The sequence below is a fragment of the Achromobacter kerstersii genome (assembly GCF_902859595.1).
GTDB lineage: Bacteria > Pseudomonadota > Gammaproteobacteria > Burkholderiales > Burkholderiaceae_B > Achromobacter > Achromobacter kerstersii.
The window spans coordinates 16,047-38,323 of the sequence record NZ_CADIJQ010000013.1 but is presented as its reverse complement, the minus strand read 5'-3'; the positions used below and the strand labels follow the sequence as shown (position 1 = coordinate 38,323).

At 63.7% G+C, this 22,277-nt stretch carries 23 protein-coding genes; 11 read left to right on the top strand and 12 right to left on the bottom strand.

What is annotated here, in order from left to right:
- Window positions 1-29: 29 nt before the first annotated feature.
- From HV765_RS27755 to fusA, 4 genes are all read left to right on the top strand, one after another.
- Window positions 30-1,445 carry an aminotransferase-like domain-containing protein gene (locus HV765_RS27755; RefSeq protein WP_156337011.1) on the top strand — a complete coding sequence of 472 codons (1,416 nt, stop codon included), beginning with the start codon at window positions 30-32 and terminating at the stop codon, window positions 1,443-1,445.
- 29 nt (window positions 1,446-1,474) lie between these two features.
- Window positions 1,475-1,819 (top strand): protein tyrosine phosphatase family protein, encoded by a 345-nt coding sequence (locus tag HV765_RS27750; RefSeq protein ID WP_054427342.1) that lies wholly within the window; start codon window positions 1,475-1,477, stop codon window positions 1,817-1,819.
- 99 nt (window positions 1,820-1,918) lie between these two features.
- Window positions 1,919-2,383, top strand: coding sequence for a universal stress protein (locus tag HV765_RS27745; protein WP_054427343.1), 465 nt, complete (start codon window positions 1,919-1,921; stop codon window positions 2,381-2,383).
- Window positions 2,384-2,671: 288 nt separating this feature from the next.
- Window positions 2,672-4,783 (top strand): elongation factor G, encoded by a 2,112-nt coding sequence (gene fusA / locus HV765_RS27740; RefSeq protein WP_054427344.1) that lies wholly within the window; start codon window positions 2,672-2,674, stop codon window positions 4,781-4,783.
- A gap of 10 nt (window positions 4,784-4,793) precedes the next feature.
- Here fusA and HV765_RS27735 read toward each other — a convergent pair whose 3' ends face one another.
- Window positions 4,794-5,711: a DMT family transporter gene (locus tag HV765_RS27735; protein ID WP_175171627.1), complete on the bottom strand. Its 918-nt coding sequence runs from the start codon at window positions 5,709-5,711 to the stop codon at window positions 4,794-4,796.
- Between the two features lie 302 nt (window positions 5,712-6,013).
- Between HV765_RS27735 and HV765_RS27730 the strand changes: the two genes are divergently transcribed.
- A complete protein-coding gene (locus HV765_RS27730) occupies window positions 6,014-6,484 on the top strand; it encodes an Lrp/AsnC family transcriptional regulator (RefSeq protein ID WP_175171626.1) in 471 nt (156 codons plus the stop codon).
- Window positions 6,485-6,496: 12 nt separating this feature from the next.
- Here the strand turns inward: HV765_RS27730 and HV765_RS27725 are convergent, their stop codons facing one another.
- The gene (locus HV765_RS27725) at window positions 6,497-7,306 is read right to left on the bottom strand and encodes an alpha/beta fold hydrolase (protein ID WP_054427347.1); all 810 of its coding nucleotides are present in this window, start codon (window positions 7,304-7,306) and stop codon (window positions 6,497-6,499) included.
- Between the two features lie 110 nt (window positions 7,307-7,416).
- On the opposite strand from HV765_RS27725, the gene HV765_RS27720 reads away from it, so the two are divergent.
- The gene (locus HV765_RS27720; protein ID WP_054427380.1) at window positions 7,417-7,914 is read left to right on the top strand and encodes a YbaK/EbsC family protein; all 498 of its coding nucleotides are present in this window, start codon (window positions 7,417-7,419) and stop codon (window positions 7,912-7,914) included.
- 79 nt (window positions 7,915-7,993) lie between these two features.
- Here the strand turns inward: HV765_RS27720 and HV765_RS27715 are convergent, their stop codons facing one another.
- The 10 genes from HV765_RS27715 to HV765_RS27670 all read right to left on the bottom strand — a co-directional run bounded on the left by HV765_RS27715 (window position 7,994) and on the right by HV765_RS27670 (window position 17,001).
- Window positions 7,994-8,791 carry an ABC transporter ATP-binding protein gene (locus HV765_RS27715; RefSeq protein WP_175171625.1) on the bottom strand — a complete coding sequence of 266 codons (798 nt, stop codon included), beginning with the start codon at window positions 8,789-8,791 and terminating at the stop codon, window positions 7,994-7,996.
- A complete protein-coding gene (locus HV765_RS27710; RefSeq protein WP_054427349.1) occupies window positions 8,788-9,831 on the bottom strand; it encodes a FecCD family ABC transporter permease in 1,044 nt (347 codons plus the stop codon). Before HV765_RS27710 ends, HV765_RS27715 begins: the two co-directional genes overlap by 4 nt.
- Window positions 9,831-10,517: a tol-pal system protein YbgF gene (gene ybgF / locus HV765_RS27705; RefSeq protein ID WP_054427350.1), complete on the bottom strand. Its 687-nt coding sequence runs from the start codon at window positions 10,515-10,517 to the stop codon at window positions 9,831-9,833. Before ybgF ends, HV765_RS27710 begins: the two co-directional genes overlap by 1 nt.
- A gap of 86 nt (window positions 10,518-10,603) precedes the next feature.
- Window positions 10,604-11,104 (bottom strand): peptidoglycan-associated lipoprotein Pal, encoded by a 501-nt coding sequence (gene pal / locus HV765_RS27700; RefSeq protein ID WP_006217420.1) that lies wholly within the window; start codon window positions 11,102-11,104, stop codon window positions 10,604-10,606.
- Window positions 11,105-11,135: 31 nt separating this feature from the next.
- On the bottom strand, window positions 11,136-12,455 hold the full coding sequence (gene tolB / locus HV765_RS27695) for a Tol-Pal system beta propeller repeat protein TolB (RefSeq protein WP_054427381.1): 1,320 nt from the start codon (window positions 12,453-12,455) through the stop codon (window positions 11,136-11,138).
- Window positions 12,456-12,471: 16 nt separating this feature from the next.
- Window positions 12,472-13,605, bottom strand: coding sequence for a cell envelope integrity protein TolA (gene tolA, locus HV765_RS27690; RefSeq protein ID WP_054427351.1), 1,134 nt, complete (start codon window positions 13,603-13,605; stop codon window positions 12,472-12,474).
- A 39-nt stretch (window positions 13,606-13,644) separates the two neighbouring features.
- Window positions 13,645-14,106 carry an ExbD/TolR family protein gene (locus HV765_RS27685; protein WP_054427352.1) on the bottom strand — a complete coding sequence of 154 codons (462 nt, stop codon included), beginning with the start codon at window positions 14,104-14,106 and terminating at the stop codon, window positions 13,645-13,647.
- Window positions 14,106-14,786, bottom strand: coding sequence for a protein TolQ (tolQ, locus tag HV765_RS27680; RefSeq protein ID WP_054427353.1), 681 nt, complete (start codon window positions 14,784-14,786; stop codon window positions 14,106-14,108). Before tolQ ends, HV765_RS27685 begins: the two co-directional genes overlap by 1 nt.
- A 2-nt stretch (window positions 14,787-14,788) precedes the next feature.
- The gene (ybgC, locus tag HV765_RS27675) at window positions 14,789-15,211 is read right to left on the bottom strand and encodes a tol-pal system-associated acyl-CoA thioesterase (RefSeq protein WP_054427354.1); all 423 of its coding nucleotides are present in this window, start codon (window positions 15,209-15,211) and stop codon (window positions 14,789-14,791) included.
- Between the two features lie 59 nt (window positions 15,212-15,270).
- Window positions 15,271-17,001, bottom strand: coding sequence for a proline--tRNA ligase (locus HV765_RS27670; RefSeq protein ID WP_175171624.1), 1,731 nt, complete (start codon window positions 16,999-17,001; stop codon window positions 15,271-15,273).
- A 65-nt stretch (window positions 17,002-17,066) separates the two neighbouring features.
- Here HV765_RS27670 and HV765_RS27665 point away from each other — a divergent pair, with 65 nt between their 5' ends.
- From HV765_RS27665 to HV765_RS27645, 5 genes are all read left to right on the top strand, one after another.
- A complete protein-coding gene (locus tag HV765_RS27665; RefSeq protein ID WP_006217428.1) occupies window positions 17,067-17,639 on the top strand; it encodes an RNA pyrophosphohydrolase in 573 nt (190 codons plus the stop codon).
- The gene (locus HV765_RS27660; protein WP_054427356.1) at window positions 17,620-18,312 is read left to right on the top strand and encodes a response regulator; all 693 of its coding nucleotides are present in this window, start codon (window positions 17,620-17,622) and stop codon (window positions 18,310-18,312) included. The genes HV765_RS27665 and HV765_RS27660 overlap by 20 nt, the downstream gene beginning before the upstream one ends.
- A complete protein-coding gene (locus tag HV765_RS27655; RefSeq protein WP_245636468.1) occupies window positions 18,313-19,845 on the top strand; it encodes a sensor histidine kinase in 1,533 nt (510 codons plus the stop codon). It begins immediately after the preceding gene.
- Window positions 19,846-20,189: 344 nt separating this feature from the next.
- Window positions 20,190-20,669, top strand: a complete 480-nt coding sequence (locus tag HV765_RS27650; protein ID WP_175171623.1) for a tripartite tricarboxylate transporter TctB family protein — start codon at window positions 20,190-20,192, stop codon at window positions 20,667-20,669.
- 6 nt (window positions 20,670-20,675) lie between these two features.
- On the top strand, window positions 20,676-22,205 hold the full coding sequence (locus HV765_RS27645) for a tripartite tricarboxylate transporter permease (protein WP_175171622.1): 1,530 nt from the start codon (window positions 20,676-20,678) through the stop codon (window positions 22,203-22,205).
- Window positions 22,206-22,277: the final 72 nt, after the last annotated feature.

Below are 22,277 nucleotides of genomic sequence, written 5' to 3'. Positions count from 1 at the left end.
CCCCCGCAGCGTCCTTGCCCTGGATGCCCGTGCGCCAAGCCGACGCCTCGCTTGTCAGCCAATTGGCCGACGGCCTGGCGCGCCGCATCGACGAACAAGGGTTGCGGCCCGGCACCCGCCTGCCGTCCATTCGCAAAATGGCCGAACAGTCTGGCGTCAGCCGCTTCACGGTGGTTGAGGCGTATGACCGGCTGGTGGCCCGGGGACTGGTGCAGTCCCGCCGCGGGGCAGGCTTTTTCGTCCGCGCGCGCAGTGGTCCGCTGGCGGCGGTGGCGACGGCCCCGTCGTCCCCCTTGTCGCCCACCGCGCGCGTAGACATCGCCTGGCTGCTGCGCAGCATGTTCCGCGAAACCACCGGCCCGGGCATGCCGGGTGGTGCGGGCTTGCTGCCGGCCGATTGGCTGGACCCCGACATGGTGGCCGCTGCCGTGCGCGCCGTGGGGCGCTCGGTGCGGGCGAACCTGGTCAGCTATGGCCATCCCCAAGGCTTTGCGCCGCTGCGCCAGCAGATCGCCGCGTCCTTGCAGAACGACGGCGTGCCGGCCCACCCCGAACTGAATCTGTTGACCACCAACGGCGTCACCCACGGCCTGGACCTGATCGCCCGCCACTTGGTGAAGCCCGGCGACACGGTGTTGGTGGAAGACCCGGCGTGGTTCGTTATCTTTGGCCGGCTGGCGGCATTTGGCGCGCGCCTGATCGGCGTGCCGCGTGGGCCGGATGGCCCCGACATCGCCCTGTTGGAACAGTTGGCGGCCCAGCACAAGCCCAAGCTTTTCATCATCAACAGCGCCGTGCATAACCCCACGGGCCATACGCTGTCGGCGGGTGTCGCCTACGACATCCTGCGCATCGCCGAGCGCCACGATTTCATGGTGGTCGAAGACGACACCTATGGTGAACTGCACCCCGGCGGCGCCATGAAGCTGGCGGTGCTGGACCGGCTGAACCGCGTCATCCTGGTCAGCGGCTATTCCAAGATGCTGGCCGCGAGCCTGCGTGTGGGCTATGTGGCCGCCAACCCCGAGATCCTGCAAAAGCTGGCCGACCTGAAAATGCTGGCGGGCCTGACCTCGCCCGAACTGGGCGAACGCGTTGTCCACCGGGTGCTGATGGAAGGGCAGTACCGCCGCCATATCGAACGCGTCCGGACGCGGGTGGACGCCGCGCGGGAGCGATGCCTGAAAGGGCTGCTGAAGCTGGGCCTGACCGTGCCGCACGAGCCGAATGCGGGCATGTTCGTCTGGGCCGATTGTGGCCGCGACACCGAAGTGCTGGCGCGCGTAGCGGCCGACCAGGGGGTGCTGCTGGCCCCGGGCACCTTGTTTTCACCGTCGCAGGCGCCGTCGACGATGCTGCGCTTTTCGGTTTCCATTGCTGATGACCGCGGAATCTGGACCCAATTGGAAAAACTCTTCGCGCAAAACGGCTCCTACAATCAATAATACGCAGCTGAATATTTGAAGGAACCGCCATGTCCGCACCGATCAAACCCCTGACCGAAAACTTCGCCGTCGCGCCGCAACTGGGCCCTGACGACATGGCCGATGTGGCCGCCGCCGGCTACAAGAGCGTCATCATCAACCGCCCCGACTTCGAAGGCGGCCCCGACCAGCCCACCGCCGCCGACGTATCCAAGGCCGCCGAAGCCGCTGGCCTGAAGATTGAATACCAGCCCGTGGTGGGCAGCGCCATGACCGTTTCGGACGTGGTGCGCTTCGCCGAACTGCTGAAGACCCTGCCGGGCCCCGTGCTGGCCTATTGCCGCACCGGCACCCGCTGCACCAATTTGTTCGCCGCCGCCCAGCAATTGGGCTGACGCGGCGTTTGACGCGCATCAAGCCCGCAGGGTTCGCTTGATGTGAACCTGACGGCTTTCCAGTAGCATAAAGATTCCTCTCAAACAGGAGCAGGCAAGATGTTCAAGAAGATCCTGATTCCCACCGACGGTTCGCCGCTGTCGGCACAAGCCGCCAACGCGGGCATTTCCTTTGCACGCTCGGTTGGCGCCGAAGTCGTCGCCCTCTACGTGACGCAACCCTTTGCGGCCACGATCGGTTTTGACGGCATGGCTGCCGCCTACGCCATCACCGACGAAGACTACGAAAAGGCATCGGCCGAACAAGCCGACAAGTACCTGAAACAGATTACCGACCGCGCCGACACCGGCGGAGTCAAATCCGAAGCGCGCGCCGTGTCCAACTTCAACGTGGCCGACGGTATCGTGCAAGCCGCCGCCGATTCCGGTTGCGACCTGATCTTCATCGGCAGCCACGGCCGCAGCGGCCTGTCGCGTCTGCTGCTGGGCAGCGTCACCGCCAAGGTGCTGTCGCTGGCCACCACCGCCGTGCTGGTGTATCGCGTGAAGGAAGAAAAGAAGTAAGCGTGCGGCCGCAGGCCAACGCAACAGCCCCTCTTCGGAGGGGCTTTTTTTATGCCGCGCGCCGGGCAGGGCATACCCCGGTATGACCTGGGCAAACCAATGACGCGCAGGTTCCCTCGTCAAAGGTAGTGGCAAAGCTTGTATCTTGACGCGCGGCGCGTAATATTTACGCATCAGTGCGGGCGCAGTGACGCTTCACCCCATCACGACACGCGGCATGGCGCCCGCCGCGGCAACGCCCGGTCGGGCTTGCCGTTTTGCATAGTGGTTCCCTGCAAGGAAGAGGCCATGACCCGCAAGACGCGTATCGAGCTTTACCGCAATATTGGCATCAGCGCCCATATCGACGCGGGCAAAACGACGACCACCGAGCGCATCCTCTTCTACACCGGTATCACCCACAAAATCGGCGAAGTCCATGACGGCGCCGCCGTGATGGACTGGATGGAGCAAGAGCAGGAACGCGGCATCACCATCACGTCGGCCGCCACCACCGCCTTCTGGAAAGGCATGGCGGGCAACTACCCCGAACACCGCATCAACATCATCGACACGCCGGGCCACGTGGACTTCACCATTGAAGTCGAACGGTCCATGCGCGTGCTGGATGGCGCTGTCATGGTGTACGACGCGGTGGGCGGCGTGCAGCCGCAGTCTGAAACCGTCTGGCGGCAGGCCAACAAATACAAGGTGCCGCGTCTGGCCTTCGTGAACAAGATGGACCGTGTCGGCGCTGATTTCTTGCGCGTGCAGCGCCAGATCGCCGAACGCTTGAAGGGCGACGCCGTGCCGATCCAGTTGCCTGTCGGCGCCGAAGATCATTTCGAAGGCGTGATCGACCTGGTCAAGATGAAGGCCATTCTGTGGGACGACGCCAGCCAGGGCGTGAAGTTCACGTATGTGGACATCCCTGAAAAATTGCAGGCCGAGGCGCAGAAATGGCACGACAAGATGGTCGAGAAAGCGGCCGAAGCCAACGAGACGCTGCTTGAAAAATACCTGTCTGGCGAAACCCTGACGGAAGACGAGATCAAGCTGGGGTTGCGCACGCGCACCATCGCCAACGAGATCGTGCCCATGCTGTGCGGCAGCGCGTTCAAGAACAAGGGCGTGCAGGCGATGCTGGACGCCGTCATTGATTACATGCCGTCGCCGGTGGACGTGCCGGCCATCAACGGCCACGACGAACGTGACCGCGAAATCGAGCGCCATCCCACCGACAACGAACCGTTCTCGGCGCTGGCCTTCAAGATCATGACGGACCCGTTTGTCGGGCAACTGGTGTTCTTCCGCGTGTACTCCGGCGTGGTGAAATCCGGCGACTCGGTCTACAACCCGATCAAGGGCAAGAAGGAACGGCTGGGCCGCATCCTGCAGATGCACGCCAACGAGCGGCGCGAAATTACCGAGGTGTATGCGGGTGATATCGCGGCGGCCGTCGGCATCAAGGACGTCACCACCGGCGACACGCTATCAGACCCGGCGCACATCATCATTCTTGAACGCATGGTCTTCCCCGAACCCGTGATCTCGCAGGCGGTGGAACCCAAGACCAAGGCCGACCAGGAAAAGATGGGTATCGCCTTGAACCGGCTGGCGCAGGAAGACCCGTCATTCCGCGTGCGTACCGACGAGGAATCGGGCCAGACCATTATCTCGGGCATGGGCGAGCTGCACCTGGAAATTCTGGTTGACCGCATGAAGCGCGAGTTCAACGTCGAAGCCACGGTGGGCAAGCCGCAGGTGGCGTATCGCGAAACCATCCGCAAGGCCTGCAACGAGGTCGAAGGCAAGTTCGTCAAGCAGTCGGGCGGGCGCGGCCAGTACGGCCACGTGGTGCTCAAGCTTGAGCCGCAAGAGCCGGGCAAGGGCTACGAGTTTGTTGACGCCATCAAGGGCGGCGTGGTGCCGCGCGAGTTCATTCCGGCGGTCGACAAGGGCATCCGCGAATCGCTGAACAATGGCGTGCTGGCGGGCTATCCGGTGGTGGATATCAAGGCGACCTTGTTCTTCGGTTCGTACCATGACGTGGACTCCAACGAAAACGCCTTCAAGATGGCGGGCTCGATGGCGTTCAAGGAAGGGATGCGGCGCGCGGACCCGGTGCTGCTTGAGCCGATGATGCAGGTTGAGGTGGAAACGCCGGAAGACTTCACCGGCAACGTCATGGGCGACTTGTCGTCACGGCGCGGCATGGTGCAGGGCATGGAAGACATCGCGGGCGGGGGCGGCAAGGTGGTACGCGCCGAAGTGCCGCTGGCCGAGATGTTCGGCTATTCGACATCGCTGCGGTCGCTGACCCAAGGGCGCGCGACCTACACGATGGAGTTCAAGCACTACGCCGAAGCGCCGCGACAAGTGGCGCAGGAAGTGATCGCGGCCCAAGGCTCGGGCCGCTGATCGGGCAGTGTCAGGCGCGGGCGGCGGCGGTGGCCGCCGTCGGCGCGATGGCCTCGTTTGCACGCATGCGCGACGAGGCCAGTTTTACGCCGATCAAGATCATCACGAAGCCATACGCATGGAACAACTGCGGGGCTTCACCCAGCAAGGGCCACGCGAGCAGCGCGGCGTAAACCGGCACCAGGAACATCGACAGCCCGGCGGTTGCCGGACCCGCCTGGCTGATCAGCCGCCCGTAGACGTAGTACGCGCCCAGGCTGGGCACCACCGCCAGGAACAGCAGCACGGCCGCCAGCCGGGGATCGGTCCACGGGGGCGTCGCGCCCGCCGCTGCTTCGATGCCAGCAAACGGCGCCAGCGCCAACACACCACCCAGCATCATCACCGCCAGCCGGGCGCTGGCCGGCACGGCCGGCAAGGGCAGCCGCTTTTGCAGCACGGTGTAGAACGCCCAGCCGGTGGCGGCCAGCAGCACCCACAAGTCACCCTGGCCGAACGCCAATCGGGCCAACGCCTGCGTATCGCCGCGTGACAGCACGACCAGCACGCCGCCCAAGGCCAACGCCAAGCCGGCCGCACGCAGCGCCGACAGCGGCTTGCGCCAGATCAGCGCTTCCAGCAGGGCCACCAGGATGGGGCTGCACGAAAAGATCAGGGCGATATTGGTGGCGCTGGTGGTCTGCGCGCCGATGTATTGCGGCGCCACGGCCACGCCCATGCCCAGCACGGCCAGCGGCAGCAGGGCGGGCAAGCCGCGCCACAACGCGCGGCGATGCGTGCGCAACGCGGGGGCGGCCAAGGGCAACAGGATCAGAAAGGCCAGCAGCCAACGGCCGAAGGCAAGGAAAACAGGGGGAAGGCTGGCGTCGTGCGCCCAGCGGGCGGCGACCATATTCGAGGCGAATAGCGCCGGGGCGGTCAAAAGCATGGCGGCGCCGGATAGGCCCAGACCGGTTCTTGCGGGGACTGCTGCTGCGTGAGACATGGTTTCCAGCCGCGCGGATCGGCGCGCGGGTTGCTGCGTGGGAACTGCCGGCGCTTCTGCCGGGTTGTGCCGCAGCGAAAGCGCCGAAATCCGACGGGCGGGATAGATGCCCGTCTTGCTGGAAAGTCTACGGCCAGGGAAACAAAATAGGTTTCCTGATTCACGCCAGTTTGGTGCTTTATGGAAAATATCTATCTTGTAGAATTGATTTTTACAGAGATATTCTCTTTGCAGGTGCGCCGCCCATGTCCACTCCTCCCAAAATCGACGATACCGACCGCAAGATCCTGCGCGCGCTGCGCTCGGATGGCCGGCTGACGAACCTGAAGCTGGCGGAGCAGGTGGGCTTGTCGCCCACACCCTGTTGGAACCGCGTGAAGGCGTTGGAAGAGGCGGGGGTGATTGAGGGCTACGCGGCCCTGCTGAACCAGAAAGCGTTGGGCTTGCCGGATACGGTGATGATCGAAGTGACGCTGGAGCACCACGACGACGAGACGCTGGCGCGGTTCGGCGAAGAAATCACCCGGCTGCCCGAAGTGGTCGAAGCCTTTCTTGTCACAGGCGAATATGACTACCTGATCAAGGTGGCCGTGGCCGGCACCGAAGGCTACGAGGAATTCCTGCGCAAGCGCCTGTACAAGCTGCGCGGCGTGCGCCACAGCCGGTCTACATTTGTGCTGCGCCGCTTGAAGCACACGCCTTCGGTCGAACCGTGAGCGCGGGGGCGTTCAGCCCCCCAGAAATTCCTGGATGGCGCCGTTGAAGGCGCGCGGGTTGCCCAGGTTCATGCCGTGCGACGACCCCACGACGGTGACCCGATGCGCGTGCGGCAGCCATTGCGACAGCGCATCCAGCACGGCAGGATAGGGCGCGGGGCTGAGCGCGCCGCCGATCAACAGGGTTGGTAACTTCAGCGTGGCGATCTGTTGCGGCGTCAGGGTTTCCGGCTTTTCGTCGGCCTGGCCAAAGAGCGTGCCCACGTTGTCGCGCACCATCTCTTTGAACCACGGCACCATGCGCTGCCAGGTGTCTGGCCCCGTCACGGTGTCCACGAACAACGCCAGGCCTTCCTCGATTTCGCCTTGCCGGATCAACGCCAAGGCGCGCTGGCGAAAGCCGCCCCGCGCATCATCGCCACCGGGCAAGGGCAGGCCGGGATCGGCCAGCGTCAGGCTGCGCAGCGCATCGGGCTGGCGCAAGGCCACTTCCAGCGCCACGCGGCCGCCGCGCGAATGGCCCACCAGATGGGCGGGGCCGCCTGCGACGGTATCAATGAATTCCAACACATCGTCTGCGTGCTGATCGATGGAAAACCCATCGCCTTCGCCGTCCCAGGATTCCGGCCAGTAGCGGCGCAGGCACACCGCCAGCACGCGGAACGATTTGCCCAGCGGCGCCATCTGCGACTTCCAGTAGCGGCAGTCAGACAGGGAACCGTGCACCAGCACCATGGGCGCGCCGCTGCCGTATTCGGTGTAGGACATGGCGTAGCCGCCGATCAGGGCGGTTTGCAGGGGCAAGACGGGTTCGGAACGCATGAGGGGCAGGAAGGGGAAAGCCAGGTCCGCATTCTAGCCCGGCACGGCGTGACGCCAGTGCGCGCCGCCGCTGATAAACTCGTTCGCAGTCTTACACGGAGCCCATCACGATGTCCCCTGAGTCTCTTGCCGCCTTGCCCGAATCGGCCCAACGCGTGGCCCGCCTGTTGCTGGAAATTGGTCACGACAAACCCGTCGTGGTCCTGCCGCAAACCGGCAAGACATCGGCGGAAGCCGCGGCAGGGCTAGGGTGCGAGGTGGCGCAGATTGCGAAGTCAATCATCTTCCGGCGCGCTGCCGACAATGCGCCGGTGCTCGTCATCGCCAGCGGCGCCAACCGCGTGGACGAGGCCAAGGTCGCCGAGCAGGTCGGCGCATTGGCCAAGGCCGATGCCAAGTTCGTGCGCGACAACACGGGTTACGCGATTGGCGGCGTCTGCCCCATCGGCCATGCCGTCAAACCGGTGATGCTGTTGGACGCTGACCTGTTCAATTACGACAGCCTGTGGGCCGCGGCCGGCCATCCGCACGCCGTGTTCAATCTGACCCCGCAGCAGTTGGCTGACATGACCGGCGCGCCGGTGGTGGATGTGGCTCAGCGCGCCTGAATTCAGTACTGGAGCCCTAGCAGCTGAGTTTCTGCGACTGAGCCAGCACGCGGGTCCCAGCGCCTGTGGGGCGCCTGCTTCAGCGCGGGTGCTCGTCCAGCCCGTCGATCAGCACTTGCCGCAAGCCTCGCGAGCAGGCCTCGACCCGCGCTTGCACGCCATACACGGCCGCAAGCGATGCAGGCGTGATGACGTCCGCCGGCTTGCCTTGCGCGTGCAGCCGGCCTGCCTGAATCATCACGGCGCGGTCGGCGTGCTGTAAGGCCACGTTCAAGTCGTGCAGCACGATGACGCTGATCAGCCCGTGTTCCTGCGTTTCCTGCTTCAGCAGGCGCATCACGTGGAATTGGTAATTCAAGTCCAGGGCAGACAGGGGTTCGTCCAGCAGCAGCACGCGCGGATGGCGGATCAGCGCTTGCGCCAGCCCGACCAACTGCTTCTGTCCGCCAGACAGCGCATCCAGGTAATGCATCGCCAAGTGCGCGATGCCCAGCCGATCCAGCAGCCGCTCGATAGCGGCCATGTCCACGGGGGGCGCCAACGCGTTGTGGCTGGCATTGGCCGCGACCAGCACCGATTCAAAGACGCGCAGGTGCACGGCGGCCGGCAGGCTCTGCGGCAGATAAACCATGTGCTGGGCGCGTTCACCGACGCCCAGCCGGTTCAAGTCTTGGCCGTTCAGCAAGACGCGCCCGTGGCGGGTACGAACGAGCCCGGCCAGCGCCTTGAGCAAGGTGGATTTGCCGCTGCCGTTCGGGCCGAGCAGGGCGGTGACTTCCCCCGCCGCCAAGGCCGGAATCGATAGCGCGTGCAACACGTCCTCGCGGCCATAGCCCGCGCTTAGTTGATCGATATCCAGGGGGGCTCCGCGCGTCATGGCAGTTGCCGGCGCAGCACCACCGCCACGAAAAAGGGAATGCCGACCAACGCCGTCACGATGCCCACTGGCACGACCACATCTGGCAGCAGATTTTTCGAGACGACGGAAGCCAGTGACAAAATCAGCGCGCCCACCAGCGCGCTGCCCGGCAGATAAAAACGATGGTCTTCACCGAACAGGCGGCGCGCAATGTGCGGGGCCACCAATCCGATGAAACCAATCGTGCCGACAAAAGCCACGGCCAGCGCCGACAGCAGGCTGACGCGCGCCAGCGCCGCGACACGCACCCGGCGCACGTCCACGCCGAAACTGGCGGCGCGGTCTTCGCCCAAGCGCAGCGCGGTCAGCTTCCAGGATTGGCGCATCGCCACCGGCAGCGTCAGCACGATTGCCGTCACCATCACGCCCACGCTCGTCCAGCTGGACCGCGCCAGGCTGCCCATGGTCCAGAACACCAGGCTCTGCAACGCTTCCGCGCTGGCCAGGAACTGCACCAGCGACACCAGTGCGTTGAACGTGAACACCATGGCAATGCCGAACAGCACGACGCCCGACGTGTTCATGCCGCTCCATCGGGCGACGGTGTCCAGCAACAATGCCGCCCCGATTGCAAAGACGAAGGCGTTGCCCCCGATCAGCCAACCGCTGGGCACGCCTGGAATGCCAAATTGCAAGACGATCGCCAGCGACGCGCCCAAGGCGGCGGCCGACGACACGCCCAGCGTGTAGGGGCTGGCCAGCGGGTTGTTCAGGATGGTCTGCATTTCGGCGCCTGCCAGCCCCAAGGCCATGCCGACCAGCGCGGCCATCAAGGCGGAAGGCAGTCGGATGTCCCACACGATGACGCGGTAGGTGGCGTCGGCGGCTTCCGGGGCGCTCAACGTTCGCCACAGCTCGCGCCAAGGCAGGCCCGTTGGGCCGATGGTGAAGTCGATCAGCAGCGCCATGAAAATCGCCGCCAGCAGCAGGGCGATAAGCCCTGCGCGGCGGCGCAGGATGTGCCGGTACGCGCTGACCGCGCTAGCGGCGTGGCGCATTACTGCAGCAGTTGCAGGCGGCTCTTGGCCGTGCTTGCCGCGGGCGAGTTCGGGTAGTCGCGAACGATGCGCTGCAGCGACGCCTTGGCGCCGGCGCGGTTGTTCAGTTCGATCTGGCCGCCGGCGATGATCAGCAGGGCGTCCGGCGCGCGCGCGTTGTCGGGCGACTTCTGCACCATGGCGGTCAGCTGTTCGATGGCGCCCTTGAAGTCCTTCATGCCGTAGCGGCTGCTGCCCAGGTAGAACTGCGCGCTGGGGGCCAGCTGGCTGTTCGGGTAGAGGGCGGTAAAGGCGGCCAGCGATTCGGCGGCGTCCTTGTACTGGCCTTTGCGGAACAGGTCCATGGCGCCGTCATAGGCGGCTTGTTCTTGCGGGTCGCCGGCAGCGGTGCCCGGCGGGTTCGTGCCGCTGGGTGCGCCCGGCTTGGCGCTGGGCTGTTGGCGGGACACCAGTTCCAGCTGGTCGCGCAATTGGGCGACTTCCTGTTGCAGGGATTGAATCTGGTCGGCCAATTGCAGCTTGGCGCGCTGGCTTTGCTCGTTCTGCTGCTGAACCTGCTGACGCAAATCCAGAATGGCCTTACGAGCCTCGTCATCGGAAAAAGCGTGAGCGGGCGCCGTCAGGGCCGCAAGCACCAGGCCAGTGGCCACCATCAGAGGACGCAGAGACAGAACGTTATCGCGCATGAATATTCCCGGGTATAAAAACAAACGTCGGGACGGCCGGCTGACCGTCCCGACGCGTGGTAGGGCTCTTGGACTAAGCGAAAAGCTTAACGCAGATAGTTGATATCGGCGCGGCGGTTTTCAGCAAAGTCGGCTTCCGACGTACCCGTCGACTTCGGCTTTTCTTTACCGAAGCTGATGGTTTCGATCTGGTTGTCGCTGACGCCCAGCAGGGTCATCATGCGACGCACGGCGTCTGCACGACGCTGGCCCAGGGCCAGGTTGTACTCAGCACCGCCGCGTTCGTCGGTGTTGCCTTCGATCTTGACCTTCTGCTGCTGGTGCGAAGCCAGGTAGCGGGCGTGGGTTTCGACCAAGCCGCGGTACTGGTCCGACACGGTGTAGCTGTCGAAATCAAAGTACACCGAGCGCTGTTGCGCCAGGATGCTTTGGGGGTTAAAGGGATCAAGGATTTGGCCAGAGGCCGAAGATCCTTGGCCAGCGCCTCCGCCCTGACCCGCTTTATCGTCGAGAGGGACGGAGCTGCAAGCTGCCAGCGTGGCAGCCAGAGCGGCAATGGTCAGGCTTTTGGCAATGCGCGACTTCATGATAGTTCCTTTGCAAAGAGAGTCACACGTGTTATCGGGTAAATGGGCCCCAAGTCGGTTCACGTATTTCCCCGTTCAGTACCGAAAGCGTCTGCCGTACGCGGCCATCGCTCGAGACACCCGCAAGTACGCTACGGCCATTTTGGATAGCGGCGTAAAGGACTTGCATGCCATTCGGCGCGAAACTTGGCGACTGATCGTCACGACCATCAGTGATCAAGGATTCGGAGCCTGAGGACAGGTTCAACGACGCGATTCGAAACGCGCCGTCGCGTCTTGCAACGTACAGCAGCGTCGATCCATCGGGGGAAATTCGGGGTGATATGTTGTAACCACCATTAAACGTGAGGCGGCGTGCGTCGCCACCTGTCGAGCCGGTCTGGTAGATTTGCGGCCCGCCGCTGCGGTCACTCGTAAAGATAATGGAAGCACCGTCTGGCGTAAAGGTCGGTTCGGTGTCAATCCCGGGAGAACGCGTAACTCGCGTGGGATTCGACCCGTCGGACGCGCCAACGATGTAAATTTGCGACAAACCATCACGCGTCAACGCCACGGCAAGCTTGGAGCCATCGGGCGACCAGGCGGGGGCGCTGTTGTTGCCCTTGAAGTTGGCAACGGGAACGCGGGCGCTGGTGGCCAATGTGTGCACGTAGACAACCGGCTTGCCGGACTCGAAGCTCACGTAGGCCAGCTTGGCGCCATCGGGCGACCAGGACGGCGAAATGATGGGCTCGCGCGAACGCAGGGCCACTTGCGGGTTTTGCCCGTCAGCGTCGGCCACTTGCAGTTCGTAGGTCGCGCCCTTCTTCAGCACGTAGGCGATGCGCGTCGAGAACACGCCGCGAACGCCGGTGATCTTCTCGTAGATGCGGTCAGCAATCTGGTGGGCAACGCGGCGCAGTTCTTGCTCGGTGCCAGAGAACGCCACGCCATCCAGTTGGCCCTTCTTGACCGTGTCGGCCAAGCGGTAGCGCACGTCGTAGCGGCCATCGGCGCCACGGGTGATGCTGCCGTAAGCCAGGAAGTCGGCGCCTTTACCGCGCCAATCGTCATGGGCGATGGGGGAGTCGACGTTCAGGCCGGAGCCGGCGGCGTTGATCAGGCGGAACTGGCCCGTGCGGGTCAAGTCAGCGCGGATCACTTCGGCCAGGGCGCGGCCGTGGGTGTCATCAACGGCGAAATCGGCGATGGCGACGGGATACTGCGTCGCGCCAGTGCCAGAAATATCAACACGCAATTGCGCATGGGCGGGTTTCACTGCCATCAGGCAGAGCGCGAGCATCAGCAAGCCGAGCCCATACGATCGCCAGAGAGCGAGGAGCGAACCTCGTCGGCTATAAGCGGGAGTCATATTCATCAATCTCCTGTCAATCATACATTTTGTGCACTACGTCAATGAACTTGTCGTAGCCGCCCGTGGAGGGCTTCGGGAAGGGGTTGCAACGGCGGATGCCGGTTTCGACCGCGCGGTCGAATGCCGGATTGCCCGACGATTCGGTCAGCGACACGCCGTTCACCTTCCCGTCAGTGCCTAACTGTACCCGGTATTGTGCCGTCGGATTGGTGCTGCCGGCCCGGGGCGGAGGCTGATATGCCACGCCCGGCAGGATGCAAGCGCGCACCTTTGCGGCATAGCCGTTATCGCGTCCACCGCCCGCCTGATTGCGGTCAGCCGTGCCGCCGGGGATGCCGGCTGCGCCCAGGGCGTCGTTGCGGAATGCGTCCTTCAACGCCTTGTCGGCAGCCGCCTTCTTCGCGGCAGCGGCCTTCTCGGCGGCCGCTTTTTCAGCAGCAGCCTTCTCCGCAGCGGCCTTCTCTGCCGCCGCCTTTTCGGTAGCCGCCTTTTCAGCGGCAGCCTTCTTGGCGGCGTCGTCCTTGGCCTTCTTTTCAGCAGCGGCCTTGTCGGCAGCGGCCTTCTCGGCGGCAGCCTTGTCAGCAGCGGCCTTTTCAGCCGCAGCCTTCTCGGCCGCTTTCTCGGCGGCAGCCTTTTCCGCAGCCTGGCGTTCTTGCTCCAGGCGCTTCTTCTCTTTCAGTTCAGCCTGCTTGCGTTCCTCTTCGAGGCGCGCCTTTTCCTTGGCTTCCGCTGCCTGGCGAGCCTTCTCTTCCTGCTCGCGCTTCTTCTTGGCTTCCTGAATGGCGATCTCGGGGTCCACTTCCTCGGTCTTCGGCTGAACCTGGGGTTCAGGCTTGGGCGGAGGAGGGGGAGGAGGCGGTGGCGGCGGCTCGGGCGCCTTTTCAGGCTCCGGCTGCGGCTCGGGCTTGGGTTGCGGCTTGGGCGGTTCGGGTTGGGGCGTGGGCGGCGGGGCGACGGGCGAATTGCCGTCAGCCCAGAGTTGGACCTCGACGGGGCCGGGGGCCTCCGTGCGCCAGTTCACGCCAAAGATCAAGGCGACCAGCAGCAGCAAGTGCACCGCCACAGCCAGAATGAGCGCATTCCGGTTGTCGTTGTTAGGCGGGGTGGCGGGTGGGCCGCTGCGGTGTCGAATTATGGGTGGCGTCATGGGCGTTGCGTGCCGGACATGCCGGCGGAAGGCGGCACGTTAGCGTTTTTTCGCGGATGCGGGCTGGGAGGAACCGGCGGCGGACTGATCCACCAGCAGGCCCAGGCGGGTGATGCCGTTGGTGCGCAGTTCGTCCATCACCTTCACGACCGTCTCGTAGGGCACCTTGCCGTCGGCGGCGATGACCACCGGCGTTTCCGCGGTAATACGCGAACGCACTTGCGCCACCAGTTCGGGGCGCGCGATGTCCTGCAGGGTTGCGCCGGGTTCGCGCATGCGCAGGGCGATCTTGCCATCTTCCGAAATCTGGACTTCCAGCGGCTTCACGGGCACGTCCGAGGCCGCCCCGACCGAGGGCAACTGGATCAGGCCCGGCGTGATCAGGGGCGCGGTCACCATGAAGATGACCAGCAGCACCAGCATCACGTCGATGTACGGCACCACATTGATGTCGGCCTTCATGCGGCGGCCGGACCTGCCGCGTGAGCTTACCGAGGGCATTAGCGCACCTGCCGTTGCAGAATGTTCAGGAATTCATCGACGAAGCTGTCGAAACGGATCGAGATGCGGTCGATGTCATTCGTGAAGCGGTTGTAGGCGACCACGGCGGGGATGGCGGCGAACAGGCCGATGGCGGTAGCGATCAGCGCTTCCGCGATACCGGGGGCCACCGAAGCCAGCGTGGCTTGCTGCATGTTCGACAGGCCGATGAAGGCGTGCATGATGCCCCAGACCGTACCCAGCAGGCCGATGTACGGCGACACCGAACCGGCCGAAGCCAGGAAGTTCAGGTGCGATTCCAGCGAATCCATTTCGCGCTGGTAGGCGGCGCGCATGGCGCGGCGCGGGCCGTCGAGCAGGGCGGTGGCGTCACCGGCGGAGTTACCGCGGCGGGCCTTCAGGAATTCGGTCATGCCGGCATCGAAGATGCGGGCGAGGGCGCCCTGTTCATCGCGGCGCGAGGCCACGGCCTGTTGCAGCATGGACAGGTCGCCGCCCGACCAGAAGTCGTCTTCAAAGCGGCGCGTCTGGGTATGCGCGCGCTTGATGGCCAGGCGTTTGGCGAAAATATAGGTCCAGGACATGATCGAAATGCCCAACAGCATCAGCATGATCAGCTGGACCGGCACGCTGGCGTGCGAAATCAGCGAAAGCAACGACATGTCGTTGGTGACTTGCATGGTTATTCCTGAATGAATTCCAGTTTTGCGCGAACGTCAGCCGGCAACTCCGCCGGCCGCATGTGAATGGCGTCGACACAGCAGACTTGGATGTTGCCTTCGGCAAGCAGTTCCCCGTCGCGTTCCGCGCGCTGCGCGAAGTGTATCGAAGCGCGGCCGAGTTTGGTGATTCGGCTGCGTATGGTAAGCAAATCGTCTAGCTTGGCCGGTTTCCGGTAAGACATGTCCAAGGAGCGGACAACAAATAAGCGTTGTTCGCTGGCGGCCAGGCTGGACTGGTTGACTCCCAGGTTGCGCAGCCACTCGGTGCGTGCGCGTTCCAGGAATTTCAAGTAGTTAGCGTAGAAAACCACCCCGCCCGCATCCGTGTCTTCGTAATAGACACGGACTTGCAGGAGGGATTCGGCAGACTTCGGATCGGTCACGGTACGGATAGGCAATGAAGCGGGGTCGGGACGCGGGAAGTCCGTAGCTACTATGGGGTTTAAAGGGTGTCGAGTTTCGTCAGCACCGCTTCAAGCGCGGACTCTACCGGAATCTTGGCCGCTTCGGTTTCCCGACGCGCTTGCAATTCCACCACACCATCGTTCAGGCCGCGTTCTCCAACTGTTACACGCAGCGGGGCGCCAATCAGTTCCCACTCGGCAAACATGACGCCGGGGCGGGCATCGCGGTCGTCCAGAATGACGTCCACGCCGCGCGCCAGCAGCGATTCATAGAGCTTCAGGGCAGTGTCACGCACCGTTTCACTTTTGCCCCAGCCCACCGGGCAAATTACCACTTCGAACGGGGCAATGGCGCGGGGCCAGATGATGCCGCGGGCGTCGTGGTTCTGCTCGATGGCGGCGCCCACGATACGGGTCACGCCGATGCCGTAGCAGCCCATTTCCAGTGTGGCCGGCTTGCCGGTTTCGTCCAGGAAGGTGGCTTTCAGGGCTTCGGAGTACTTCTTGCCCAGGTAGAAAACGTGTCCTACTTCGATGCCGCGCTGGATGGAAAGCGTGCCCTTGCCATCCGGCGACGGGTCGCCCGCGACCACGTTGCGCAGATCGGCCACGAGCTCGGGCTCGGGCAGGTCGCGGCCCCAGTTTACGCCCTGGATGTGGAAATCTTCTTTGTTCGCGCCGCAGACGAAATCAGCCATGTTGGCAACCGTACGGTCGGCAATCACGTGCACCGGCTTGGCCGTCTTGACCGGACCCAGGTAGCCGGGCTTGCAACCGAAATACTCGACGATCTCGCTTTCGGTGGCGAAGCGGAAGCCCGCCAGGCCCGGCAGCTTGCCCGTCTTGATCTCGTTCAGTTCGTGGTCGCCGCGCAAGAGCAGCAGCCAGATGTCGACTTTGCCCTTGTCGCCGTCGGTGGCCAGGACGATCGACTTGATCGTCTTTTCCAGCGGCAGGCCCAGCAGCTTGGCCACGTCTTCGCACTTGGCCGCGCCCGGGGTGGCGACCTCGGCCATGGCTTGGGTGGCGTCACCGCGGGTCGGGTACAGCGCCACGGCTTCGGCCAGCTCGATGTTGGCGGCGTAGTCGGTGTCGGCGTTGTAGACCAGCAGATCTTCGCCGGTGTCGGCGATAACCTGGAATTCATGGCTGCGCGTGCCGCCAATGGAGCCCGTATCGGCCGCAACGGCGCGGAATTCCAGGCCCAGACGGCTGAAAATCCGCATGTACGCGGCGTACATGTTGTCGTAGCTCTTGAGCGCGCCCGCTTCGTCACGGTCGAAGGAGTAGGCGTCCTTCATGGTGAATTCGCGGCCACGCATCAGGCCGAAGCGCGGACGGCGTTCGTCACGGAACTTGGTCTGAATGTGATAGAAATTCAGCGGCAGCTGGCGATAGCTGTGGATTTCGTTGCGCGCGATGTCCGTGATGACTTCCTCGGACGTGGGCTGCAGCACGAAGTCGCGCTGATGGCGGTCTTTGATGCGCAGCAGTTCAGCGCCGTACTGCTCCCAGCGGCCCGATTCCTGCCAGAGTTCGGCGGGTTGCACCACCGGCATCAGCAGCTCGATGGCGCCCGAGGCGTTCATTTCCTCGCGGACGATAGCCTCGACCTTGCGGATGATCTTCAGGCCCAGGGGCATGTAGGTGTAGATGCCGCCCGCGAGTTTGCGGATCATCCCGGCCCGGGTCATCAGCTGGTGGCTGGCGACTTCGGCTTCGGAAGGGGCTTCTTTGAGGGTGTTGATGTGGTAGTTGGATGCGCGCATGTTTAAAGGTGGCAGCAGATACGTATAATCGACTGTAATTGTATTGAATTCGGTGGGGGTGGCCCATGCTTGACCGCGAAGGCTACCGCCCCAATGTCGGCATCATTCTCGTCAACAGTCGAAACGAGGTCTTTTGGGGCAAGCGTATCAGGGAACATGCATGGCAGTTCCCCCAGGGCGGCATCAAATATGGCGAAAGCCCGGTGCAGGCCATGTATCGCGAACTCCATGAAGAGGTGGGCTTGAAGCCCGAGCATGTCCGTATTTTGGGGCGTACACGCGATTGGTTACGTTATAACGTGCCCGATCACTTCGTCCGGCGTGAGTGGCGTGGCCACTATAAAGGACAAAAACAGATTTGGTTCTTGTTGCGCCTGGTAGGACGTGACAGTGATGTGTGCTTGCGCGCGACGCAGCATCCGGAATTCGATGCCTGGCGCTGGAGCCAGTATTGGGTGCCCCTGGACGCCGTGATCGAGTTCAAGCGTGACGTCTATACCCAGGCGTTGAACGAGTTGTCGGCGATCCTCTTTCGGCGTCATCACGAAACCCGCTACCTGCGCCAGCGCGTGCATGGGCAGCGGGCAGCAGAGAATTTGCCCGAAGGAACGGACGGTCATGCGCATATTGTTGGTTGAAGACGAACGGGACATGGCGTCCTGGTTGATGCGCGCGCTCGCCCAGAGCGGGTTTGTGCCGGACCATGCGGCAGACGCCCGCACGGCCGAGGCATTCATGGCAGGCACGGAATATGACGCCATCGTCATGGACCTGCGCCTGCCCGACAAGCACGGGCTGGTCGTCTTGCGTGAAATGCGCAACCGCGACGACCGCACGCCCGTGCTGTTGTTGACGGCCCAGGGCGCATTGCAGGATCGGGTCCGTGGCCTGAATCTGGGCGCGGACGATTTCCTGACCAAGCCTTTCGCGTTGGAAGAACTGGAAGCGCGGCTGACCGCGTTGGTGCGCCGCAGCCGTGGCCGCCAGCATCCGCGCCTGCAATGCGGCTCGCTCTCGTACGACAGCGAAAGCCGCGCCTTCACGCTGGACGGTTCCTTGCTGTTCCTGACGCCCCGCGAGCATGCCGCGCTGGCAGCGTTGCTGACCCGCAGTGGCTATCCCGTGGACAAGTCACAATTGTTCGGCAAAGTCTTCACGCATGACAGCGAAGCCAACCCCGACGCCATCGAGGTCGTGCTGCACCGTCTGCGCAAGAAGCTCGCCGGCAGCGACGTGCGCATCGTTACCGTGCGCGGATTGGGCTACATGCTGGAAAGTGTCGCCAGCGAATCCGCCGAATCGGAATCCTAAGTGAGCCTGCGGATTCCGGGGCTGCCGCGCGTCGGCATCCGCGCGCTGCTGATCATCCTGCTGCTGCCCGGCGTGGTGGTATTGCTGGTCATCGACAGCCTGAACGACTACCGCACCCTGGCCGAAATCACCAACGAGGCGTATGACAGCGCCTTGGTGGAACCCGCGCGCGTGCTGGAAAGCAGCCTCGAATTCACGCCGGACGGCAACTTGCAAGTGGCCACGCCGCTGTATGCGCAGGTGATGCTGGAATCCCGCGCGGGCCTGCGCAAGTATTTCCGCATTGAACAGATTGATCCCCCGCTGCCGGACGGTTCGCCCGTGCCGACGGACCAGGGCAAGACGCTCTTGGGCATGCCCGAAATGCCGCGTCCCCCGACCTGGCCGCGTTCCAACGGCCAACCCATCTTCTACGACGGCGTTTATCGCAACGATCCGGTGCGCGTCGTGTCGGTGGTGCGCGATCTCTATTACCAGGGCCAGCATCGTCAGGTGCTGGTTGTGGTGGCGGAAAGCACGGGTAAGCGGATCGAAGCCGAGAACAATGCGCGGCGCCAGGAAATTCTGCGTGATGCGCGAATGCTGGCGCTGGTGGTGGTGCTGGTGTGGTGGGGCGTGTCGTGGGCGTTGAAACCGTTGCGCCGCCTGCGTGCTGATATCCGCAATCGCCGTCCCGACGATCTGACGCCGCTGGACGCCTCGCGCGTGCCTAGCGAGGTGTCGCCGCTGGTCGACGCCGTCAATCACCACATCGCCCGCTACCGCCGCGTGTTGGATGAGCAGTCGCATTTTCTGGCGGACGCGTCGCATCAGCTGCGCACGCCGCTGGCCATCATGTTGACGCAGGCGCAGTACGCGCTGCGTGAGCGCGACCCGGCGCGTACCCGCGAAGGGCTGCGCGCCATCGTGGACCAGTTGGGCCGCACGCGCCGCCTGACCGAACAGCTGCTGTCCTTGGCGCACGCCAACCAGGCGGATCAGTTGCCGCGCCAATTGCTCGACATGAATGCTGTGTCGCGCGAAGTCGTGCTTCAGTACTTGCCGCTGGCACACGAGAAGCAGCAGGATCTGGGTTGGGTGCAGGCTGTTTCGGAAGCGGGGCTTGAAGTGGCCGCGCCGGTATCGGGCAACGAGGCCGAGCTGCACGAAGCCCTGTCCAATCTAGTGCACAACGCCATTCATTACGCGCCGGTCGGCGCGCGCATCACCGTGTCGGTCAACCGGCTGGAGCATCGCGCCGAGGTCTCCGTGTCCGACAATGGCCCCGGCCTCGACCCCGACTTGCGCGGTCGCGCCTTCGCCCGTTTCGAACGCGTGGGCACGGATAAACCCGTCACCTCCAGCGGGTCTGGTCTGGGGTTGGCCATCGCGCGCGCCTATGCGCGCCGAAATGATGGCGACATTGAACTGCGCGATGGCGAGCCCAATGCGCAAGGCGGAGTCGGCCTGGCGTCGGTGCTGTGGCTGCCGCTGGCGCCCACCGTGTCACAGTACCCGCGGCCGCTTGATGTTGAGCTGAAAGGCGAGCAATAAAGCGAGCATCACAGCAGGCAACAAAGCAGGCAGCAGAGCAGGCATCGACGCAGGTCACAAAGCAGGCAACAAAGCAGGCATCAAAGCAGGTCACAAAGCAGGCATCAAAGCCGGCAACATCGCCGCTTTCACCCCCCGGCTTTCAAATTTTTTTCTCTTTTCCCCCTTTCTTACGCCGCATCCACTCAGGGATAACCCCTGAATTCAGGAATGCGACAGCGCATAGAAAGCGGATTAGCAGCTTCCCTCCGTAATCTGCGCTCCGGCTCGTTGTTAAAGGGCCGGGCGAGGCTCGTGTCGAGCGCCGCATCAAGGGCCGGCACGGTCCTGCACCAGGAAGGAGGATGGAAGTGCAAAAAAATATCAACAGAAAGGACTACTACGGCGGCGCGCTGATGGTCCTGATCGGGTTGGGGGCGATATACGGCGGCACCGACTATCACATCGGGTCGCTGAGCCACATGGGCCCGGGGTTTTTTCCCGCCGCACTTGGCGGCTTGCTGGCGCTGACGGGCGTGCTGATTGCGGTCTCTGCGCGGTCGGGCGAGCCTTCGGCGCCCGCACCGGCCGAAGGCCATCCGCACGGCTTGCCGGACATGCGCGGCAGCATCTGCATCTTGCTGGGCATTCTGGCCTTCTTGCTGCTGGGGCATTACGGCGGCCTGCTGCCGGCGACGTTCGCCATCGTGTTCATCTCGGCACTCGGTGACCGCAAGAACACCATCAAGCAAGCCATCCTGCTGTCGGTCGGAATGTCCGCGATTGCGGTCGTCGTTTTCTGGTGGGCGCTGCAACTGCAGCTGCCGCTGTTTCGTTGGGGTTGACGCGCCATGATCTCTCAATCTTTGATGGACCTTTGGTACGGCTTCGGTGTCGCGTTCCAGTGGCACAACCTGATGTGGTCGTTCTTTGGCGTGCTGGTGGGTAACCTCATTGGCGTGCTGCCCGGCATGGGCGCCTTGTCGGCGATTTCCATTCTGCTGCCGCTAACCTACGTCATGCAGCCCGTGCCTGCCATTCTGATGCTGGCCGGTATTTTCTACGGTTCGCAATACGGCGGCGCCATCGGCGCCATCCTGCTCAACCTGCCTTCGCATCCGCCGCACGCGGTCACCTGCCTTGATGGTTATCCATTGACCAAACAAGGCAAGGGCGGAACGGCGCTGGGCATCACGATGATCTGCTCGTTCTTCGCGGCATCGGTCGGCATCATCGTCATGATCTTCGCGTCGCCCTTGCTGGTCGAAGTGGCGTTCAAGTTCGGCCCGACCGAGATCTTCTCGATCATGTTGCTGGGCTTGCTGGCAGGCGCCACGATGTCGCGCGGCTCGCCGCTCAAGGGCGTGGCGATGACGCTCTTCGGCTTGATGTGCGGCGTGGTGGGCACGGACGTGAACACCGGCACCATCCGTTTCTCGTTCGGCCTGCTGGACTTGTCCGACGGCCTGGAGCTGGTGGCGATCTCGATGGGTCTGTTCGGCGTGGCCGACTTCCTGATGAGCGTGAACCGCATGACCATCATCGGCAGCGGCGCCAAGCTGCGCATTCGCGACATGCGGCCGACGAAGCAGGAATTGAAGACGGCGTTCTGGCCCATGGTGCGCGGCACCGCGGTTGGCACGTTGTTCGGCGCCATGCCCGGCACCGGCCCGACCATCACCACGTTCGTGGCCTACGCGTTGGAACGCAAGATCTCGAAGACGCCGGAAAAATTCGGCACCGGCATGATCGCAGGCGTGGCTTCGCCGGAAGCGTCGTCGCACTCGAAGACGCAGGTCGACTTCATCCCCACGATGAGCCTGGGCATCCCCGGCGACGCGGTGATGGCGCTGATTCTGGGCGCGCTGCTGATCCAGGGCATTCAGCCTGGCCCGCAGCTGATCACCGAGCATCCGGACATCTTCTGGGGTCTGATCGCCAGCTTCTGGGTGGGTAACGTGCTGCTGATGGTGCTGAACGTGCCGCTGATCGGCGTGTGGGTCAAGCTGCTGCAAGTGCCGTACCGCTATCTGTTCCCGTCCGCGTTGTTCTTTATCGCGGTGGGCGTGTACAGCACGCAGAACAGCCTCTTCCAGATTTGGGAAGTGCTGGCCTTCGGTGTGATCGGCGCCATCTTGATGACGCTGGAATTTTCGGTGGCCCCCATCTTGCTCGGCTTCGTGCTGGGGCCGATGGTGGAAGAGAACTTCCGCCGCGCATTGCTGCTGTCGCGTGGGGATCTGGCGGTGTTCGTGCAACGCCCGATCAGCGCCTGGTTCATCGCTGCCAGCGCCTTGCTGATCCTGCTGCAAGTGTGGGCGTTCCTGCGCCGCGGCAAGGGCAAAGGCAAGAACAAGCCTGAAGTGCCGCAAACGGTTTAAGCGGTACTTACCAAGCAGTACTTACGCTTGCGTGGCAACGGCCCGGCTTCATGCCGGGCCGTTTGATTTGTG

Coding starts and splice junctions, on each gene's coding strand:
- HV765_RS27730 (WP_175171626.1), top strand. CDS start 6,014: ATGTCCACTCCTCCCAAAATCGACGATACCGACCGCAAGATCCTGCGC.
- HV765_RS27745 (WP_054427343.1), top strand. CDS start 1,919: ATGTTCAAGAAGATCCTGATTCCCACCGACGGTTCGCCGCTGTCGGCA.
- HV765_RS27670 (WP_175171624.1), bottom strand. CDS start 17,001: ATGCGCGCATCCAACTACCACATCAACACCCTCAAAGAAGCCCCTTCC.
- tolB (WP_054427381.1), bottom strand. CDS start 12,455: ATGACTCCCGCTTATAGCCGACGAGGTTCGCTCCTCGCTCTCTGGCGA.
- ybgF (WP_054427350.1), bottom strand. CDS start 10,517: ATGCGCGATAACGTTCTGTCTCTGCGTCCTCTGATGGTGGCCACTGGC.
- HV765_RS27720 (WP_054427380.1), top strand. CDS start 7,417: ATGTCCCCTGAGTCTCTTGCCGCCTTGCCCGAATCGGCCCAACGCGTG.
- HV765_RS27685 (WP_054427352.1), bottom strand. CDS start 14,106: ATGCCCTCGGTAAGCTCACGCGGCAGGTCCGGCCGCCGCATGAAGGCC.
- HV765_RS27645 (WP_175171622.1), top strand. CDS start 20,676: ATGATCTCTCAATCTTTGATGGACCTTTGGTACGGCTTCGGTGTCGCG.
- HV765_RS27715 (WP_175171625.1), bottom strand. CDS start 8,791: ATGACGCGCGGAGCCCCCCTGGATATCGATCAACTAAGCGCGGGCTAT.
- HV765_RS27710 (WP_054427349.1), bottom strand. CDS start 9,831: ATGCGCCACGCCGCTAGCGCGGTCAGCGCGTACCGGCACATCCTGCGC.
- HV765_RS27660 (WP_054427356.1), top strand. CDS start 17,620: ATGCGCATATTGTTGGTTGAAGACGAACGGGACATGGCGTCCTGGTTG.
- pal (WP_006217420.1), bottom strand. CDS start 11,104: ATGAAGTCGCGCATTGCCAAAAGCCTGACCATTGCCGCTCTGGCTGCC.
- HV765_RS27750 (WP_054427342.1), top strand. CDS start 1,475: ATGTCCGCACCGATCAAACCCCTGACCGAAAACTTCGCCGTCGCGCCG.
- fusA (WP_054427344.1), top strand. CDS start 2,672: ATGACCCGCAAGACGCGTATCGAGCTTTACCGCAATATTGGCATCAGC.
- HV765_RS27725 (WP_054427347.1), bottom strand. CDS start 7,306: ATGCGTTCCGAACCCGTCTTGCCCCTGCAAACCGCCCTGATCGGCGGC.
- tolQ (WP_054427353.1), bottom strand. CDS start 14,786: ATGCAAGTCACCAACGACATGTCGTTGCTTTCGCTGATTTCGCACGCC.
- HV765_RS27735 (WP_175171627.1), bottom strand. CDS start 5,711: ATGCTTTTGACCGCCCCGGCGCTATTCGCCTCGAATATGGTCGCCGCC.
- tolA (WP_054427351.1), bottom strand. CDS start 13,605: ATGACGCCACCCATAATTCGACACCGCAGCGGCCCACCCGCCACCCCG.
- HV765_RS27650 (WP_175171623.1), top strand. CDS start 20,190: ATGGAAGTGCAAAAAAATATCAACAGAAAGGACTACTACGGCGGCGCG.
- HV765_RS27665 (WP_006217428.1), top strand. CDS start 17,067: ATGCTTGACCGCGAAGGCTACCGCCCCAATGTCGGCATCATTCTCGTC.